Annotated in this window: 11 protein-coding genes; 2 read left to right on the top strand and 9 right to left on the bottom strand. The window is 54.8% G+C overall.

Annotation, left to right across the window (positions count from 1 at the left end; all coding sequences use genetic code 11):
* Positions 1-193: 193 nt before the first annotated feature.
* From QYC28_RS06720 to QYC28_RS06710, 3 genes are all read right to left on the bottom strand, one after another.
* The gene (locus tag QYC28_RS06720; protein ID WP_149819331.1) at positions 194-3,613 is read right to left on the bottom strand and encodes a phycobilisome rod-core linker polypeptide; all 3,420 of its coding nucleotides are present in this window, start codon (positions 3,611-3,613) and stop codon (positions 194-196) included.
* Between the two features lie 221 nt (positions 3,614-3,834).
* Complete coding sequence (thiL, locus tag QYC28_RS06715; protein WP_310829030.1) at positions 3,835-4,821, bottom strand: thiamine-phosphate kinase; 987 nt, start codon at positions 4,819-4,821, stop codon at positions 3,835-3,837.
* A gap of 2 nt (positions 4,822-4,823) precedes the next feature.
* Entirely contained in the window at positions 4,824-5,333 is a 510-nt protein-coding gene (locus tag QYC28_RS06710; RefSeq protein WP_149819327.1) for a TIGR02652 family protein, read from the bottom strand.
* 177 nt (positions 5,334-5,510) lie between these two features.
* On the opposite strand from QYC28_RS06710, the gene thiO reads away from it, so the two are divergent.
* Positions 5,511-6,617: a glycine oxidase ThiO gene (gene thiO, locus QYC28_RS06705; protein WP_302680046.1), complete on the top strand. Its 1,107-nt coding sequence runs from the start codon at positions 5,511-5,513 to the stop codon at positions 6,615-6,617.
* Here thiO and rpe read toward each other — a convergent pair.
* Positions 6,614-7,309 (bottom strand): ribulose-phosphate 3-epimerase, encoded by a 696-nt coding sequence (rpe, locus tag QYC28_RS06700; RefSeq protein ID WP_206200153.1) that lies wholly within the window; start codon positions 7,307-7,309, stop codon positions 6,614-6,616. The genes thiO and rpe overlap by 4 nt on opposite strands.
* A gap of 195 nt (positions 7,310-7,504) precedes the next feature.
* Between rpe and QYC28_RS06695 the strand changes: the two genes are divergently transcribed.
* Complete coding sequence (locus QYC28_RS06695; protein WP_149819321.1) at positions 7,505-8,176, top strand: hypothetical protein; 672 nt, start codon at positions 7,505-7,507, stop codon at positions 8,174-8,176.
* Positions 8,177-8,178: 2 nt separating this feature from the next.
* Here QYC28_RS06695 and QYC28_RS06690 read toward each other — a convergent pair whose 3' ends face one another.
* The 5 genes from QYC28_RS06690 to QYC28_RS06670 form a co-directional block, all read right to left on the bottom strand.
* Positions 8,179-8,775 (bottom strand): tRNA-(ms[2]io[6]A)-hydroxylase, encoded by a 597-nt coding sequence (locus tag QYC28_RS06690; protein WP_302680045.1) that lies wholly within the window; start codon positions 8,773-8,775, stop codon positions 8,179-8,181.
* Positions 8,768-9,259, bottom strand: a complete 492-nt coding sequence (locus QYC28_RS06685) for a universal stress protein (RefSeq protein ID WP_149819316.1) — start codon at positions 9,257-9,259, stop codon at positions 8,768-8,770. Before QYC28_RS06685 ends, QYC28_RS06690 begins: the two co-directional genes overlap by 8 nt.
* A gap of 179 nt (positions 9,260-9,438) precedes the next feature.
* On the bottom strand, positions 9,439-10,116 hold the full coding sequence (gene ubiE, locus QYC28_RS06680; RefSeq protein WP_302680044.1) for a bifunctional demethylmenaquinone methyltransferase/2-methoxy-6-polyprenyl-1,4-benzoquinol methylase UbiE: 678 nt from the start codon (positions 10,114-10,116) through the stop codon (positions 9,439-9,441).
* A 9-nt stretch (positions 10,117-10,125) separates the two neighbouring features.
* Positions 10,126-12,408 (bottom strand): cache domain-containing protein, encoded by a 2,283-nt coding sequence (locus tag QYC28_RS06675; RefSeq protein ID WP_302680043.1) that lies wholly within the window; start codon positions 12,406-12,408, stop codon positions 10,126-10,128.
* 88 nt (positions 12,409-12,496) lie between these two features.
* The gene (locus tag QYC28_RS06670; RefSeq protein WP_302680042.1) at positions 12,497-17,194 is read right to left on the bottom strand and encodes a translocation/assembly module TamB domain-containing protein; all 4,698 of its coding nucleotides are present in this window, start codon (positions 17,192-17,194) and stop codon (positions 12,497-12,499) included.
* Positions 17,195-17,316: the final 122 nt, after the last annotated feature.

Genomic DNA, 17,316 nt, shown 5'->3' with positions numbered 1-17,316 from the left:
TTTTTTGTACTCTATCATTTTTTTACTGGCTATAGAAAGACTCCCAGCCCTCACTAGGACAGGATTTTGCCGATTTTTCAGAATTGAAAATCTTTAAGATATTTTAACGTGGTCTTGTCGAGAAAAAAAGCGGACACTCCTGCAAGAGCATCCGCTAGTGTATTGATTCACCAGTGGTTAGTGGCAGCGTTCCCTAGTCGCGGTGGCTTGGCTGAATCCCCACCAACGAGGGCGAGAGGCTTGACCAAGATTGCTTGACCAAGTCGGCATCGGCCTTGACACTGCCAATGTAGTTGCCCGCTGGCAGGGTGGGGAAGCGTTTGTAGGGCACGACATCTTCGCCAAAGTAGCGGCTGTACTCAGGGCTATTCACCATCGTTTCGACAGCAGCCTTGAGGCCTTGATCCGCCAAGATTTTGTTGTATTGGCGAATTTCCGCTTGGGTGGCCGGGGCGCGACCGAGGAGGTGACGGAAGAGGAATTCAATCACCTTGGTGTTGGGATAGGGGGTGTAGAAGCGGTTGCGATAGATCTCCGAGCTGGCCAAGGTACGCACAAACTCGCGGACGGTAATTTCACCGTTGCGCAGGCGGCTCTCGAGATCAGGGCGCCGGAACTGGCTGGGCACTTGGCCACTGAAGACATCCATCACTTGGCAGTAGATGGCATTGATCAGCAGTTCCACTTCAGCACTAGGGGCACCCACGGTCATGCGGAAAATGCGAGCAGGACGGCGGCGGCTGGTACCGACCCCCACTTCCACTGATTGACCATCGCCATTGCGGAAGGAGCGTCCCAATTCGATAAAGCGGGGTTTGCTGGGATCCGCTTGACGCGCTTTGGCCTCTTGCTCGGCGATCGCCCGACTGAGGAGCGGCAGCTTCGTGTTATCGAGGCGAGGTTTCACAGGTGCGAAGCTGGGCACGACAATCGCATCACTTTGCTTTGTGAGTTGATTGTGCAATTTCTCAGTGTTGGGGAAGTTGGCCGCCGGCAGGGTGGGGAAGCGACGATAGGGCACCGTATCTTCACCAAAGGCTTCAGCGTATTCAGCACTACTGACAAGGGCTTGGACAAAGGCCTTTAAGCCTTGGGTGGCAAGAATTTGGTTGTAGCGGCGAATTTCCGCTTGATCAAGGGGCGCCCGACCCAAGAAGTGCTTGGTGCCCAGTTCGATCACCTTGGTGTTGGGGTAGGGGGTGTAGAACTCCTTCTGATAGAGTTCCGAGCAACCCAAGCCCTCGATAAACTCCTTGAGGGTGATCTCGCCGTTGCTGAGCTTCGATTCAAGGGCGGTAAATTCATCGCGGACAATGTAGGGCGCCACATCCCGCTCAAAGACCTGACGATAGGCCGCCTGAATCACTAGTTGCAGATTTTGCTTGTCATTGAGATCCGTGAGCTTAAAGACCTTGGTTTGGTCGCGGCGCTTGCTCACCCCTTGATTGGCACGGAATTCAATTGCTGGCTCGGTTCGCAGTTCGGTCACCGCCCCCAGTTCGACAAAGCGAGGTGTTTCTTCTTTTTCAGGGGGTACGCCAGTTTCACCAATCGTGCCAGCGCGGAGCGATCGCAGAGCCAAACCTTGGGGCGTAATGTAGCGCTCGTAGGGAACCGTATCTTCGCCAAAGGCTTCGCTGTACTCTTGGCTGTCAATGATCGCATCCACCAAGCCATAGAGACCTTTCTTCGAGGCAATGTCGAAGTAGGCATTCATCTCTTGGCGACCATAGGTGGGACGACCCAAGAGGCGACGGTGAATATATTCAATCGCCTTCGTGACGTACAGCGGTGTCCAGTAGAGGCTGCGGAAGAGGTTTGACTTGGCCAAAATCCGCACAAATTCACGCACAGAGATTTCACCATTTTCCAGTTTGATCTCGGCCACTTTTTGGCGCTGCCCTTCATAGACATCGCGGCCAAAGACTTGCAGATAAGCGGCACGAATCACCCGCTGGGTCGAACTTTCAGCAAATTTGACACTGTCGCCGCCCGTGGCGATCGAGCGTTTGCCAATGCGGGCATTGATGCTGGGCAGCTGATCCAGTTTGAAGACTTTTGGCCCTAGGCTGCCGGGGGCGACCCCACGCGCTGCGGGATTGCTCACCTGATTGTTGATCCCTGGCCCGCGCGTAATGAGAATGCGGCGGGTGTCTTTGTTGAAGGGTTGGGGGCGAGCATTGGGATTTTTCTTCTCTTTCGGGAAGATGGCGCCAAACTGAATTTCCAAGGGATCGTTGCCCGCACCGTAGGGGTGTTGATCCGGCAGCGGCTGATCCTGAGCGGCAAAGGTGGTGATGAATTGCGGGACTTTACGGAAGGGAGCACTGTACTTGAAGAGATCCTGTTGGGCACCCCAGTTGCGGCACTCTTGAGCCTCTTGCCCCAGACCCCGCAGATAGGGCACCGTCTCTTCGCCAAAGTAGTCGCTGTATTCCTTGGAATCCACAAGGGCATCCACTAAGGCTGGAAGACCCCCTTTGGAAATAATGGCAAAGTAGGTTTGCACTTCCTCACGGCTCGAAGGCCCACGACCCAAAATATGGCGGAAGGCCAGTTCGAGAGCACGGCTGTTGATATAGGGTTCGTAGAAGTTTTTGCGATAGAGGGGCGATTTGGCCAGTTGGCGGATGAACTCCTTCATGGAGATGGAGCCATTTTTCACCTTGGATTCTAGGTCAGAGATGCCCAAGCCGTAGGCACGGGAGATGTCGCGTTCAAAGATTTGCCGATAGGCGGCTTTGACCACTTCGTTTTTCTCGGCAGCGGATAGCCCCGGCTTCATCACAAATTTGGGACGGCGTTCGGCGGCATTGAAGTAAATCTGGGGTAGTTGCAGACCTTGAAGATCCGTGGAGTTGCGCTGCCGCACTTTATCGGAGGGGGCAGGGGCAATAAATTCGTTGATCAGAACTTCAAAGTAGGTTTCCACAATGCCCTTGGCTTCAGCGTCTTTTTCAAAGTAGCTAAGAGCCGCCCGCCGCATTTCCTGTAGGGCAGCAATGGTGGCATCAGTGGAGCAAGCAGCCTCAATAATTTCTCGCAAGCCGCGCGTATTCACCGCCAGAATGTTGGGATCGCCAGCCACAATGGCATAGGTGGTATAGCGGAGGAACCAATCCAAGTCGCGCAGGGATTTTTCCATGCGGGCAGGGCCATAGCGGGCAATGTTGATCGGCTTGAAGCCCACGGGTGCACCACCACCAGAGGCACTAAAGACGGAGCGCAAGCCCTCTAGGAATCCACCACGGGTGTCCACATAGGTTGCGGTTCCCAACTTCATAGCTTCTTTCATGTCAATGGCTTCGCCCCTTGCCCCAGTGGTGAATTGGGGGGCTTCTTCAGTTTGGGGACGGGAGAGGAAGGCCATGGGGGAACCACCGACAAAGATGCGGTTGGCAGCACGGGAAACAATGATGTCGGCGTTGCGGGTGAGGGTGGTGGCAATTTCAAGGCGTTTTGCCCCAGAGCGCAGATAAACAGCGAGTTCATCCAGTTCACCCCGATTCAGGAAGCGATCCTGCTGTTCGGCTTGGATAATCGTTGAAACGGGGACTGTTTGATAAAGTTGCGGGCGGGCAACCGAGCTTCCACCACTTGCTTTGACAACCATGGTTACTAAGAGGCTCCCTTTACTTTTAGTTAACGCGCTAACTTAGATTAGAACGATTCGGGGGTAGCTCGGTATTTTTTTAAGAAATGTATAAATTTATGGGGATTTATCGGCGATCGCCCCCAAGCTTTATGAATTTTTGTAATATTCCTTGACGGCGGTGCCCGACCTCAACACCCATGCCTGCTTCAGGCAACTAATCCGCCCCCTCAAGCGATCGCCTAAAAGTGCTGAAAAAGTTGATCGGGCTGCAGGGGCAATAATTCACCATTGAGCTTGAGTTGCACTCTCTTTTCAGGAATCATTTCCCCAACAATGGCGGCCTGCTCACCCGCTGCCCTACAAAGTTCTTGAGCCAAGTCTGGGGCAAGGCACAACACCAGCTCAAAATCTTCACCGCCATAGAGGGCCCAGTTCAAGGCCTGCGGGCGATCGCTATAGCCCACCATCGGAATTTGCTCTGCCCAAAGAATCGCACCCACCCCACTGGCTTGACAGAGTTGCAAGACGGCAGCCGCTAGACCATCACTACTATCCATGCCAGCAAGACGCGGCGGGGGCACCTGTTGGCGCAACCATTGGACAATATCCAATCGAGGTTGGGGGCGTTGATGGGCTTGAATCCACGCTTGCCGTAGTTCTGCGGACACAGTACTGGCCCACTGCGGATACAAAAGGCACTCGAGACCAGCGCGGGAGGCACCATGAACCCCCGTCACGACAATGACATCCCCCACCCGAGCGCGATCGCGATAAATAATCCGTTCTGGCGGCGCACTGCCCAAGACCGTGATGCTGAGACTGAGAACGCTAGAGCGACAGGTATCACCACCGATAATACTAGTGCCGTAGGCTTGGGCACAGGCAGCCATCCCTTGGTAAATGCCCTCAATCGTTGCCACAGGACAGTTGCGCGGTGCCGCGAGACCCACCGTTAACCCCAAGGGCAATGCCCCCATGGCTGCAAGGTCGGATAAATTGGCGGCCAGCGATCGCCAGCCCACATCCACCGGCGTCATCGTTACGGGGGTATCGGTCATGCCTAAACTAAAGTGCACCCCCTCAACCAAGACATCGGTACTCACAATCAGTTGTTCACCGGGGGGTAGCGACAAAACCGCTGCATCATCGCCAATCAATTCCCTGTGGCAATAGGGGCGCAGGCGCTCAATCAATTCCAGTTCGCCACAGTCGGCGAGGGTGAGCATCACTAGTCAAACATCCGAAAATAGGGGGGACGAATGGGGGCGCCGGGTTCTTTTTCGAGATCAAAGTTAATCACATCCCAGCGCTCCTCTTGGCTAGCGGGGGGGCTAAACTCAACGGGCAAACCAAAGAGGCGCAGCATTTGGGGATCTGTGGGGCCTCGCCAAGGGGTACTGCGTTCGAGGTAGGCACAAAAGAGATCCCGATAGCGTTCGGCAATAATGACTTTGGTGGCACGGTAGCCTTGGGTGTAGAGGCGATCGAGGGCATCGTGAATTTCAAAGCGAATCCCGTCGGGGTGGGTGTGCTGGCGATACCATTCGCCGTCCCAGAGGCGCCAAATGCGGCCAGATTGCAGGTGCATTAATTCCCCCGTTTTGGCATCGGCTTCAAAAGGACCGTGGCGCGGGCACAGGTACGTATCGGTGAGGGTCAGGGCGGGAATGACTTGCCGACAGTGGGGACAACGGATTTCAGGGCCAAAGATCGGGTAGTGAGAGCCGGATGAGATCATGAACAGTTACCACATAGCGGCAGCAAATCCACCGCGATCGCCCTTATTATAACGAGTTGACTTCAGGAGCGGAAAACAAGGCGCCGTTCCTTCTCAAGTGGGTGGTTTGGGCTACCCTTTAAGGAGTGGCAGGTGCCAAGATAAAGAAATGTGTAAATTGGGATTGAAGCGTCAAGAATGATCCTTGGGGATGAGCAGCGAGACATTTTGATTATTGGTGGCGGCACCATGGGGCTGGCGATCGCCATCGAATTGGCATTGCGGGGGGCACGACCCACCGTTCTCAGCCGCCAGTTTCGGGAAGCAGCGCTCCATGCCGCAGCGGGAATGTTAGCCCCCCAAGCAGAAGGCTTGCCCGCAGGCGCCATGTGGAATTTGTGTACGGCAAGCCGCAATCTCTATCCCAGTTGGATTGATAAGCTTGAGCAACTGACGGGCATGGATGCGGGCTACTGGCCCTGTGGTATTTTGGCACCCGTGACCGATGAGCGGCAGCGCGATCGCGCCCACCCTATGGAACCCGACAGCTGCTGGCTCGATGCGTCTGAACTTGGGAACTATCAACCGGGCTTTGCGGAGAGTGTCCTAGGGGCTTGGTGGTTTCCCCAAGATGGGCAGGTGAATACCCGCAACTTGGCCAAGGTCTTGGTGAGTGCCGCTCGCATTCTAGGAATCGAAGTGATTGAGGGCATTAGTGTCCAGCGGTTTCAGCAAACCCCCCAAGGGGAGATTACAGCCTTGGAGAGCGATCGCGGGCGTTGGTCTGCGGGGATTTACATTCTGGCCACAGGCGCATGGGCACAAAGCCTACTTCCCCTACCCGTCACCCCCCGCAAGGGGCAAATGTTAGCCCTAAAACCGCCGGGGCAACCCCTGCTCAACCATGTGATCTTTGGCGATCAACTCTATCTCGTGCCGCGTCGCTCTGGCAAAGTGGTGGTGGGTGCCACCAGTGAGGATGTGGGTTTCCAGGAGGGAACGACGGTTGCTGGCCTGCAAGCACTGCTGAATCGTGCCACCGCCGTTATTCCAGAGTTGGCCAGTTACGAGGTGATTGATACGTGGTGGGGCTATCGTCCAGCCACCCCCGATGATTTACCGATTTTGGGGGAAGGGCCAGCGACCAATCTTTACTTGGCAACGGGGCATTACCGTAATGGCATTTTGCTTGCCCCGATTACAGCGAAGCTGATGGCCAACTTGATTTTGCATCGGACGGGCGATCGACACCTGAAAGCCTTTTCGTGGCAGCGATTTCAAACGCCGTCAGCAACCAGTGCCTAAGCAGTCACCAACTCAGGACTAGGACGTTTGCTATGGCGGATGCCCGCGATCGCTGCTGCGTAATCCGGTGCCTTGAAGACCGCTGAACCGGCCACAATGGCATTGGCACCGGCCTCGAGAACTTGCCACGTATTGTCCGCCTTGAGACCGCCATCCACTTCGATCCATGGGTCTAAACCGCGCTCTTCGCACAGTTGCCGTAGTCGTCGAATTTTTGGCAGCACTGCTGGAATAAACTTCTGACCCCCAAAGCCGGGGTTAACACTCATAATCAAGACGAGGTCACAAACATCGAGGACGTACTCAATGAGTTCAAGAGGGCTAGAGGGATTGAGTACTACCCCTGCCTGTTTGCCCAGTTCGCGGATTTGACAAAGGGTGCGATGCAGGTGAGGCGAGGCATTGTGTTCAGCATGGACAGAGATAATATCTGCACCGGCCTTAGCAAAATCGGCCACATATTTTTCTGGCTCGACGATCATTAAGTGCACATCGAGGGGCTTTTGGGTCAAGGGGCGAATTGCCTCAACAACCAATGGCCCAATCGTGATATTGGGAACAAAACGACCATCCATGACGTCAACATGGATCCAGTCGGCTCCCGCCCGATCCACCGCTTGGATTTCTTCACCCAAACGACTGAAGTCCGCAGAGAGAATGGAGGGAGCAATCACGACGGGCTTAGCACTCATGACCGATTGATTCCGTAAATAACGTTACAGTTGTTCCCAGTGTACCGAGCGATCGCCCCCACAGCAACTCTGCACTGCAAAGACCACTTTGGCAACTGCCTATGCATAGCCACTGCCAGCCAACGGTACATTTTATAGTAGGCAACAAAGAGCACGTCTGCACCACCAGACCATCATCCAAGGGTGAGACACCAAATGTTCAAACAGCGCACCAAGATCATTACCATTGCAGCCGGGTTGCTGGCCTCAACAATGAGTAGCTGTGGCTTCATGGTCACTGAAACAGAAATTACGGATCAACCCGTTGCTCCCCCCGCAGCCGCTCCCACCACCCCTGAACCCACCGAACCCGGTACCGCTGGATCTGCGGTTGCCGCCTTAACCCCACCCACCAACCCCAAAACCTACATTGAGGGACTCTCGAATATTGGTCGCCCGAATCCTTTTGAGCCTGTTCCGCCACCAGACACGGGTGGTGTTGAGAATGGTGGCATGGAAAATGGTGGCACGGTTGAAGGGGGTGGCAATGGCACTGCTGGAACAGTGGGCAATGGTGCAGGTACGGGTGGTACCGCTAGCCGACCGACACCCCCCCCGCCACCGCCCCCACCAGTGGACGCCCAAGCGGTGAAGGTTTTTGGTGTGGCTGCCGTAAATGGTCGCCTACAGGCAATTATTCGCTCACCCAAAGAGAATGTCACCCGTACGGTGCAGGTGGGGGATACAATCGCTGGCAATGTGCTTGTGCGGGCCATTGATGCCTATGACACCACACCCGCAGTGGTTTTAGAACAATTTGGTCAAACGGTGCGCCTTACGGTCGGTCAGCCCGCCACTGCGCAAGGGGCAACACCACCAGCAATCTAGGGCTAGCTGTGAATCCGCGGCAAGGGGTAGGGCGTGCTGAGAATCTCACTCTCAAGGGCAGCCAACTGCTGCAATCGCTCTGCCACCACCTCTTGGCCAAAGGACTCATAGGCCAAGTACCAATAGGTGCCATAGTGACGTGCCTCAGAGGTCACAAGGCTGGCAAAAAATTCTGCTAACTCCCGATCTGGGCAATGCTGAGCCAGCAGTTGCAATCGTTCGTGGCTGCGAGCTTCAATCAATGCGCAAACCAATAGGGTATCCAAGAAGCGCTGGGGTTCCTGCGGGCAGACAGCGGCATTCAAGCGAGAGGCGTAGGGGGGTGCACTGAGGGGGGCAAGGGAAATGTGGCGGCGTTCCAGTTGCTGATTGACTTGACGGAAGTGATCGAGTTCCTCTTGGGCAATATCGGTGAGGGCATCCACCAATCGCTTGTGGGAAGGATAGCGAAACATTAAGTTAATGGCAACACTAGCGGCTTTGCGCTCACAGTGGGAGTGATCGAGCAAAATCGTATCTAGGTGAGCGATCGCCTGCTCTACCCACTCAGGACGGGTAGGTTGCACAAGAAACTTAATGCGAACGGGCGTCTCAATCACGGCGGCGCTGGACGGTGAGGACAGAACAGGGGGCGTTGTGGAGCACATAGTTGCTGACACTGCCGAGGAAAAATTCACTCAAGCCCTTGAGACCCCGCCGCCCCAGCACAATCAAATCACTTTCCCAATCTTTGGCCAGATCACAAATGGCACGACCCGCATCCCCTAGGGCTTGGGTAAATTCTGTGGGCACCCCTTTTTCAGTGGCAATTTGGGTGAGGTTGCGCAGCATATCCAAGCCTTTTTGCTCAAAGTTTTCCCACTGCTCCGCATAGGCACGCATCACTTCCTCGTGGAGTCCTACATAGACCCCGGAAGCCAAGGGGGTGGTAAAGATCGGGTCAGGATAGGATTCATTGGTAGGTGAGAGGACATGAATGAGCATCATGCGGGCTTGGTAGTGCTGTGCCAAATCCAGCGCCGTTTGAAAGACCTGTTCTCCCAGTTCACTGTCGTCAACGGCAACGAGAATTTTTTTATACATACTGCCCTCCAAATGCCCTGTGGTTCGCCTACAGCCTTTTTCACAGCCATTGAGTATCACTGAGAGCTACTTGCCCCATTCCTAAAAGCTGATCAGGCCTCCTCAACCGTATAGAAAAAGGCTGTACTTATAGCTTAGAGGATTGGCCAAGGAGTGAAGCCTAACATTTGTAACCTAGATTACTTTTGGGCAACAGTAATCGCCATGAGTCCCCCCAGCAGAGGGTAGTGTTTCACGTGCTGAAAACCCACGTTTTGAATTAGATCACAGAGGGTGGCTGGGCTGGGGAAAGCCTGAATACTCGGCCACAAATAGTCATACTCTGCGGCCAAGCCATACTGACGCGCGGTGGGCACCACCCACTGTTGCAAGTACCATTGCTGAAATTTCTGGAGTGCGGGGGTTTGGGGATGGCTAAAGTCAAGAATGGCTGCCCGCCCAGCGGGGACAAGCAGCCGAAACATTTCCCTGAGGGCTTGGGGAATATCCACGACATTGCGCAGCCCATAGCCCATGGTGATTCCTTGAAAGGTTTGATCTGCAAAGGGCACAGCCAAAGCATCCCCCTGAAGCCATTCAATTTGCGGGTAATGGCAACTGCGTTGACGGGCGATCGCCAAGGGTGCTGCCGCAAAATCCAACCCCACCACCCGCCCCTGCCGCCCCACCCGACGCGCCAGCACACGACTCAAATCCCCCGTGCCACAGCAGAGATCTAAAGCCGTTGCCCCTTCAGGCAGTTCGAGCCAGTCCACGGCCATTTGCTTCCAGACATGGTGAAGGCCAAAGCTCAGTTGATCATTGAGGCGATCGTAGAGGGGGGCAATGCGCTCAAACAGGGCTTGGATATCGGTCATGGTTTAGCCTTAGCGCTGGCGACGCTGACGCAAATAGTTCGCCTCACGGCGTAATTGCTGAAAGTACTCCGTTTCGGTAATTTCGGCCACCTGCTGCCGCCGTTTTTCGTGATCAATTTCCACCCTTAGCTCTTCGATTTGCTGCTGCATCGCTTGTTCACGCTGTTTGCGCTCAGTAATGTCCTGCACCAATCCTTCATAGTAGAGAATCTTGCCCTCGGCATCCCAGACCGCCCGCATATCCAATTCGACCCAGATGATCTGGCGATCGCGCCGATAGGCCTTGAATTCAAAATGTCCCGTTGTTCCTCCAGTCGCAAAATGATTCAGAATCTCATCACGGGTGCTGGCTTCCACATAGATTTGGTCGGGAATACTGGTGACGCTCTGCACCATTTCTTCAGGAGAGTCAAAGCCAAAAATTCTGGCCATGGCGGCATTGACCCGAATAAACCGATTTTCTGTTGACGCCTGAAAAATCCCCTCAAGGGCATTCTCAAAAATACTGCGGTAGTTTTCCTCAGCAATGCGCAGTGCTTCCTCGGCGCGAATGCGATCGCTAATATCAATACCGACGGCAACCGTATGGGTACCCTGCATGTATTTTTGCAAAGCCACGAGGTAAAATGCGGTTTGACTATTGCGCTTAACGGAGATCACCCGTGAGGCAAATTGATCGGGAGAATCCACAAACTCCTGCATAAAGGCTGCCAACTCTCTATCCTCACGCAAAAAGCCCAAGGGACGACCAATAAACGCCTCTGGTGGCAAATTCAAGGTTTCTGCCAACTTGCGATTCACCCCCTTATAGATGCCCTCGGCATTAATCCACGAGATCGTACCCGGTACAGCATTGAGTACCGCCTCAAACTGTTCATTGGCCTCAAGCAGTTCATCACGAATCTGCTCAAGGGAGCGGTTTTTCTGGGCTAACTCCTCAAAAGAGATCCGCAACTGGCGCATCATGGCATTAAAGGCATTGGCCAGTTCTCCCACCTCATCAAGGGAGTGCACCTGCACCAGTGTCGTCAAATCCCCTGCCTGCACGCGGCGGGTCGAAGTCGCCAAGGATTGAATGGGTTTGACAATGGCATTGGCCGTGAGATAGGCCCAAACACTGGCCAACAACAGGGCACCAAGGGTAATGGCAAAGGCCACCAACCGTTTCTGGGTGGTCATGGTATGAATCCACGCTTGGGACTTCCCCACAAAGGCGATACCAATGGGCGGTGGATGCGGCAAATCGAGCTGCTGGCGAAAGTCCTGCAATGGACTGTAGATCGTTACATAGGGAGAACCCAAAATGTCAGTTGTGCCGAAAAACGTTTTGCCCTGATTGAGCACTTGAGTAGCCACTTCGCGAGCAACGCGGGTACCAAGGGCGCGAGTCTGACCATCGGTGTAAGGTACATTGGTGGCAATCCGCAAATCTTGGGCAAAAATTGTTGCCACCGTATCTACCGTGGACCATTCTGTGGTGGCATCCACAAGATCCGGCATATTGTTGAGTAAAATGCCCGTCAGAATTAGCCCCTGAAATTGGTTGTTTTCATAGAGAGGCTTTGCGGCAAAGGCCAGTAAGCCAATATTGCCGTCCGCAATGGGGTAGGTACCCACAGGGGCTGGCCGTTGCTTGGCGGGTAGAGTTGCAATGGGTTGAGGACGCAATGTGATCTTGGCCTGCTGGGCTAAGCCCAGTTCTTGTAACTGCTCACGACTGAGGAGCACCAGACCGCTAATCATCTGCTGGCGATCGCGAGCCACTTGAAACATCGGTAAGTGAGCAATACTGCTGGCTTGATGTGAGCTGAGACGATAGTAGGAATGGGTTTCGGGGGTCAAGTCAAGGAGTGCCTCTCCCGTTTTAGCCAAGACCATTGTTTGCTGGGCGAGTACCTGACCACTAGCATCGCTCACCAGCATCAGATTCATGGGACGCTCAGTAGTATCCACCTCCTCAAGCAGATCGCGGATAGTGGAGGGATTCATCATACGGGTGAGGGGTTGACCCACGTGCTGCACATACATCCCATTGGCAATCAAGAGGGCTTGAATGCGGGACTCATAGGCCAAGTTATCAATTTCCCACTGCAAATCCTGCAAGCTAGAGCGCAGTTGCTGCTCAAGTTGACGATCGAAGTTATGATTACTGACCTGAATCAGGGCTTCGGTAATAATCACGGCTGGAAAGAGCGCCACAAGAGCCAAGGCCAAGGTAAATTTCCAACGCAGACTTAACCGCTGCCATGCGGTCGAGAATCGTTGAGATAAGGCTCTAGCGGAATTTTTCATCAAGATTGATACCGAGGGTACTGCAACTGCCGCAATTGTCACCTTCCAAGCTTGAGCGTTGCTGGCAGTACATTGATCTTAGACGACCTTAAAAACGGTAACGGAATTCAATAAAGCCTGTGCCCTCACCACTGGTGCTCACCTGTCCGCCAAGGCGAATCTGCTCTGTCACCTGAAACCCAAGGTTAAACCGCGTCGGATCACTGGGAGCGGTGAGCAACTGCAAGAGGGAAACCGAGGTAAAACTGTTCACTTGAAAACCCAGTTCAGCCCCTAGGGCAAGGGTTGGGGCTTGGCTTTGAGCCTGGCGATCGGGGGGCACCACCGCTGGAAACATCCGAAAGGAAGTGCGGTTGCCCGTGGCCTGATCAATCAATGCCTGTAGGTTGTTGAAAAGAGCTGATCCGGCAAGACTGGCCACCGCCGCTTCTCCCCCCACTTGGTTGAGATCCGCAATTGAACCACCGCCCATCAAGGCAAGGAGTTCGGTCGTGCTGCGCGAAGGGGTACTGGATAGCTCAAGCACCGCAGGCAAATTGGTTTGCAATTGACTGGCACGACCATTGATGCGGGCAGTAATGCGAACGGTATTCAGCGTCCCTAAACTGGTGGCTGTGAGGGAACCCGCATCGGAGAGTCGCGTCACGGTGCCGGGGGTATAAACTTCGGTGGCAGTGGCAGCAAGGGTGAGGTTGAGTTCGGGATCCAAGCCATTGGCAGGGGTAAAGAGCACATAGTTATCCGCTCGCCGCTGGAGCAAAAAGAGGGTAGTGAACAGATTCAGTTGCCCGCCTGTGAGGCGAATTTTGCCGTCAGGCTGGAGACTATCGAGACTCCCATTGAGGGTTAAACTGCCAGTGGCCGTTAGGTTGAGAACGGGCGATCGCGTCACCCGCAAGGCATCTGAGATATTAATTACCAAGTTATCAAAAGCTAGGGGTTCAAAGGGACTGTCAGCAGGAGTGGCTAACCCATTGCCATTGACCAAACCATTGATGGCGCCTAAATCCAAACGGCCTTGGCTGAGTTGGACACTGCCCCCCAAATCAGGACTCAGGAGAGTATCCGTAATCACGAGGGTGCCCTCTACGGTGCCGCGATAGATATTGCCGGCATTCACTTGCAAGCGTCGCAAGGACGCGGTGAGGGGGGTCGCAGCATCAGGATCATCGGGGACCAAGGGAGTCTGAATCGGTAACACCCCTGCCATAGTAATTTGCCCTTGGCTAAAGAGACCTTGAATGCCATCCACCCGCAGGCGATCGCGATCGAAGCGCACCCGCGCACTGAGATTAGTCACCGGTTCCTCAAAGGCGGGAGTTTTAATCACCGCATCATCCACACTCAGGACGCCATTCACCATCGGCTCCGCCCACGTTCCCCGCAGTTGGGCTTGGAAAACTCCCTTTCCTTGTTGCCATTGCACCTGATCGGTAAAGAGGTTGATTAATGACAATCCTTCGTCCTTGACACTCACATCTAGGGCTAACTGCGGATCCACCACGGGTCGCGGGTCAAGGGGATAGATCAAGGGAACCGAACCTGTCACCATGAGCGGTTCTGGCGTATCCAAGCGGGCGATCGCCTGAAGGGCAAGACGATTTTGGGCGTAGCGGAATGTGGCATTCGCTGCCTCCAAGGGACGTTGATTCAACCGACCCTCCGCAAGGGTCGCCTCACCGGCGAGAATGGGCTGCTGCCATGAGCCAGTCAACACCGCTTGGGCATTCACCTTACCGTCCACATCCACCCCCGGCGGCAAAAGACTTGCCACAAGACTCACAGGGAATTGCTCTAGCCGCAGTTGGGCATTTTGCTGGTTACCGCCAAGAATGCCATTGACGTTTAATTGCCCACCATTCACAAGCAGATTGAGGGTTGTCAGCACCAGTTGATTTTGGGCAAAGCGACCGCGACTCAGAAACTGCTCAACTGCGTAATTTCCCCACTGCCAATTGGCGCCCTTGAGATCAAAGCTGGCCACCAGACCCGACTGCGGGGTTTGACTCAGATTGATTTGGCCATTAAAAGTCCCCTGAAGTTGCTCCAAGGGGGGCAGCAGCTCCGGCCGCCGCACCAAAGCCGCTTGGGCTTGCAGCATCTCAATTTCGGCAAGGCGGCGAATTTGTGTTAGCACTGAGACTTGCAGACCTTCCCCTGCGGTGGGTGTGCCCAAATCTGCAGCAGTCCCCCGAGCGGTGGGTTGGCCAATCCCGAGGACGATGGCGAGTCCCGTTAAATCCGCTAAATTGCCTTGGGCAATCGTCAACTGCGCCCCCAATTGTTGAGGCTGGAGATCGGCAGTGAATTGATAGCGACTTTCCCCTTTTGTAAAAAGGCCAGATTGAATCGTCAGGCGATCGCGACTCAGACGGAATTGCGCTTGCAGGCGATCGCCCCGCCATGCCCCTAACCCCGGTCGCTCTACGGTAAAACTACCCTGCCCCCTCGTCCAATTTTGCAACTGGAGATTGCCTGAGGCCAGTCCTGCGAGAATGGCTTTTTCGGGGAGTTCCGAGAGCCGTAACCGCAGGGATTCCACAGGAAACTGCTGCAGACGCAGATCAAAGCTCTCCCCTTGGCGCTGGCCGATCAGTTGCGCCTGTTGCCGTTGAACCAGCAGTGAGCGGGGTAAGCCATCGGCATCCAAACGAAACGCCAAGCGATCGCCCCCCCCCTGTAAATTGAGGGCTGCCCCCTGTTGTTGGCTCAAGGTAACCGTGCCCGTGAGTTGAGGGGCAAAGCGCAAATCATTCACCGCCAATCCTTGGGTGAGCAGTGCCCCCTGAAACTGGAGCCTATCGAGGCGGCCTGTGAGTTGGCCTTGAAAGGACGTGGTACCTGCAAGGGTGAGGGGAACGGGGAGATTCGGTTCCAAGAAAGTGCTTAAGGTACTCAGGGGGAGATTTCTGGCTTGGATGCCCAATTGAATGTCAGTGGGTTGTAAGGCCGCTAAATCAACACCAATAGTGCCTTGGGCGCGGATCGCACCGAGGGTGGCTTCTTGCACTTGCAATTGCTGACCATCCCAGTTCACAACTGCAATCAGCGGATCACCCGTGGGGGTTTGATCCACTTGCAGATTGGCACTAGCTCGAATCGCTGGTAGCGTTAGTTGATCCACCCGTCCTTGGGCGATCGCCTGCCCACTGAGACGACCTTGTAACTCTTGATTCAACTGCCGTAGGGGAATATTCTCAGCCTGAGCCTGCAACTGCCACTGACCGGCGGCGGCTTGCACTTGACCCCGCAGACTCCCCCCTAAAAACTGCATTTGAAACTCAGGAACGAGCAGTTGAGTTTGCGTCAGACGGGCGGTGCCCCGCAGTGGATACTGAGCCGTCGGTAGTTGAAAGGCGGCATTGGCCTGCCAAGCCTCTGGGGTACGCAGATTGCCACCAAAGTCCAGTTGTGCAAACCCCTCCCCTAGGGACACGGGCGGAGCCACATCGTAGCGGCGGGCGATCGCCTGCAGATTCACCTGCTGCACTTGTGCTTGGCCACGAAACTCGCCCGTGGGTTCTACCCCAACCGTTGCCTGTACCTCACCGCCATCCACCAACTGGGCGCGAACCTCCATCAGCCTAACCCCTTGCTCAAGGGACGCCATAAACGGCAGCCGTACCTGTTGCAGTTGCAGTTGATCCACTTGGAGCGGCGTTTGGCTGCGCAGTTCACCTATGACTTGGGGATTCTCCAGATCCCCCTGCACGCGAAGGGTGGGAACTTCCACTTGACCTCGCAGGGGAACCGGTGGCGTAATCTGCAAGGCCGTTAAGGTAGGGGCGAGATCAAACCTCGGCACTTGCGCTTCAATGTTCCAGCCGCTTCGGAGACCGACGGTGCCTTGAGCCTGCCAGCGGACATTGGCGATCGCCCCGCGCAAATAGTGCAGCTTTGCCTGATTGCCCTGCAATTGCACATGGGCTTGTAATCCCTTGATGTCTTGGGGCACAAAGGCCGTGCGTAAAGTACCATCCCGCAACCAAATTTGACCCGTGACTTCGGGGGTTTCTGGTAAAGGCAGACGAACCCGTAATTGCCCCTCCAATTGGCCGCCTTGGACACGAATGGTCTCTGGCAGAATCTCATTCCCGAGCCCAAGGGGAATCTTACTGAAGCGCAAATCCAGTTGTCCTGATTCTTGGGGTTGGTTCCAGTCCCCCTGCAATCGCCATTGGCCACCCCCGGCCAGTTGTCCTTCCGCTTGACCTTCGAGGGCAAAATTCTGGCGATCGGGCGTCAGGGTCAATCCGCCATGAATTTGGTGCAGCAGGTAGGCAGGACGCCGAAAGGGTTGAACCAGCACAGAGCCATCCCGCACCTTCACCTTGATTTGATTCAGTTGAAACAAGCTCGGCTCCTCCTCTGGCAGCTGAACTTCTGTGCGCCACCACCGCCCTTGGGCATCCTGAACCACCGTGAGTTGGGGTTGGTGGAGAGTCACGTCGAGATCTAATTTTTGACCTGTCAGAAGCTGCCATGGATTAAAGGCGACTTCAATGCCATTGATTAGCGCGTTGTCCAACTCGGGAGTGCCATCTTCTGGCGTGTAGCTGGGAACCGCTGAGGAGCCAAAACGAACAACATTCAGCCCGACGTGCTCAACGCCGCCAATTTCCACTGGCCGATTGAGACGCTGTTGTAGTTGTTGGGCAATTTCAGGAGCCAATTCATAGTGCACAAACCACCACGCCCGCGTTCCACCGAGCACCACCAAGGCAATCATTCTCCATCCCCACTGACGAGACCAAAGGGTAAAGGGGGGTTGTGGTTGCTGCGTCATTCATCCCAACTCCGTCACACCTAGGCAAGACGCTTAACAGCTCAATCCTAATACGCAGAACAAAGGCTCGTCTTTCTAAATTTGATTGCCCAAGCGATGGGTAGGTTCTGGGCAATTCAAGA

Origin of the sequence: Thermosynechococcus sp. HY596 (assembly GCF_030518715.1) — a bacterium.
Taxonomy (GTDB): domain Bacteria; phylum Cyanobacteriota; class Cyanobacteriia; order Thermosynechococcales; family Thermosynechococcaceae; genus Thermosynechococcus.
Note: the sequence above shows the minus strand (reverse complement) of the source record. Positions and strands in the feature narration are given on the sequence as shown.

Excerpts from the sequence above, each read along its gene's own strand:
- QYC28_RS06720 (WP_149819331.1), bottom strand. The coding sequence starts at position 3,613 with ATGGTTGTCAAAGCAAGTGGTGGAAGCTCGGTTGCCCGCCCGCAACTT.
- thiL (WP_310829030.1), bottom strand. The coding sequence starts at position 4,821 with ATGCTCACCCTCGCCGACTGTGGCGAACTGGAATTGATTGAGCGCCTG.
- QYC28_RS06710 (WP_149819327.1), bottom strand. The coding sequence starts at position 5,333 with ATGATCTCATCCGGCTCTCACTACCCGATCTTTGGCCCTGAAATCCGT.
- thiO (WP_302680046.1), top strand. The coding sequence starts at position 5,511 with ATGATCCTTGGGGATGAGCAGCGAGACATTTTGATTATTGGTGGCGGC.
- rpe (WP_206200153.1), bottom strand. The coding sequence starts at position 7,309 with ATGAGTGCTAAGCCCGTCGTGATTGCTCCCTCCATTCTCTCTGCGGAC.
- QYC28_RS06695 (WP_149819321.1), top strand. The coding sequence starts at position 7,505 with ATGTTCAAACAGCGCACCAAGATCATTACCATTGCAGCCGGGTTGCTG.
- QYC28_RS06685 (WP_149819316.1), bottom strand. The coding sequence starts at position 9,259 with ATGTATAAAAAAATTCTCGTTGCCGTTGACGACAGTGAACTGGGAGAA.
- ubiE (WP_302680044.1), bottom strand. The coding sequence starts at position 10,116 with ATGACCGATATCCAAGCCCTGTTTGAGCGCATTGCCCCCCTCTACGAT.
- QYC28_RS06675 (WP_302680043.1), bottom strand. The coding sequence starts at position 12,408 with ATGAAAAATTCCGCTAGAGCCTTATCTCAACGATTCTCGACCGCATGG.
- QYC28_RS06670 (WP_302680042.1), bottom strand. The coding sequence starts at position 17,194 with ATGACGCAGCAACCACAACCCCCCTTTACCCTTTGGTCTCGTCAGTGG.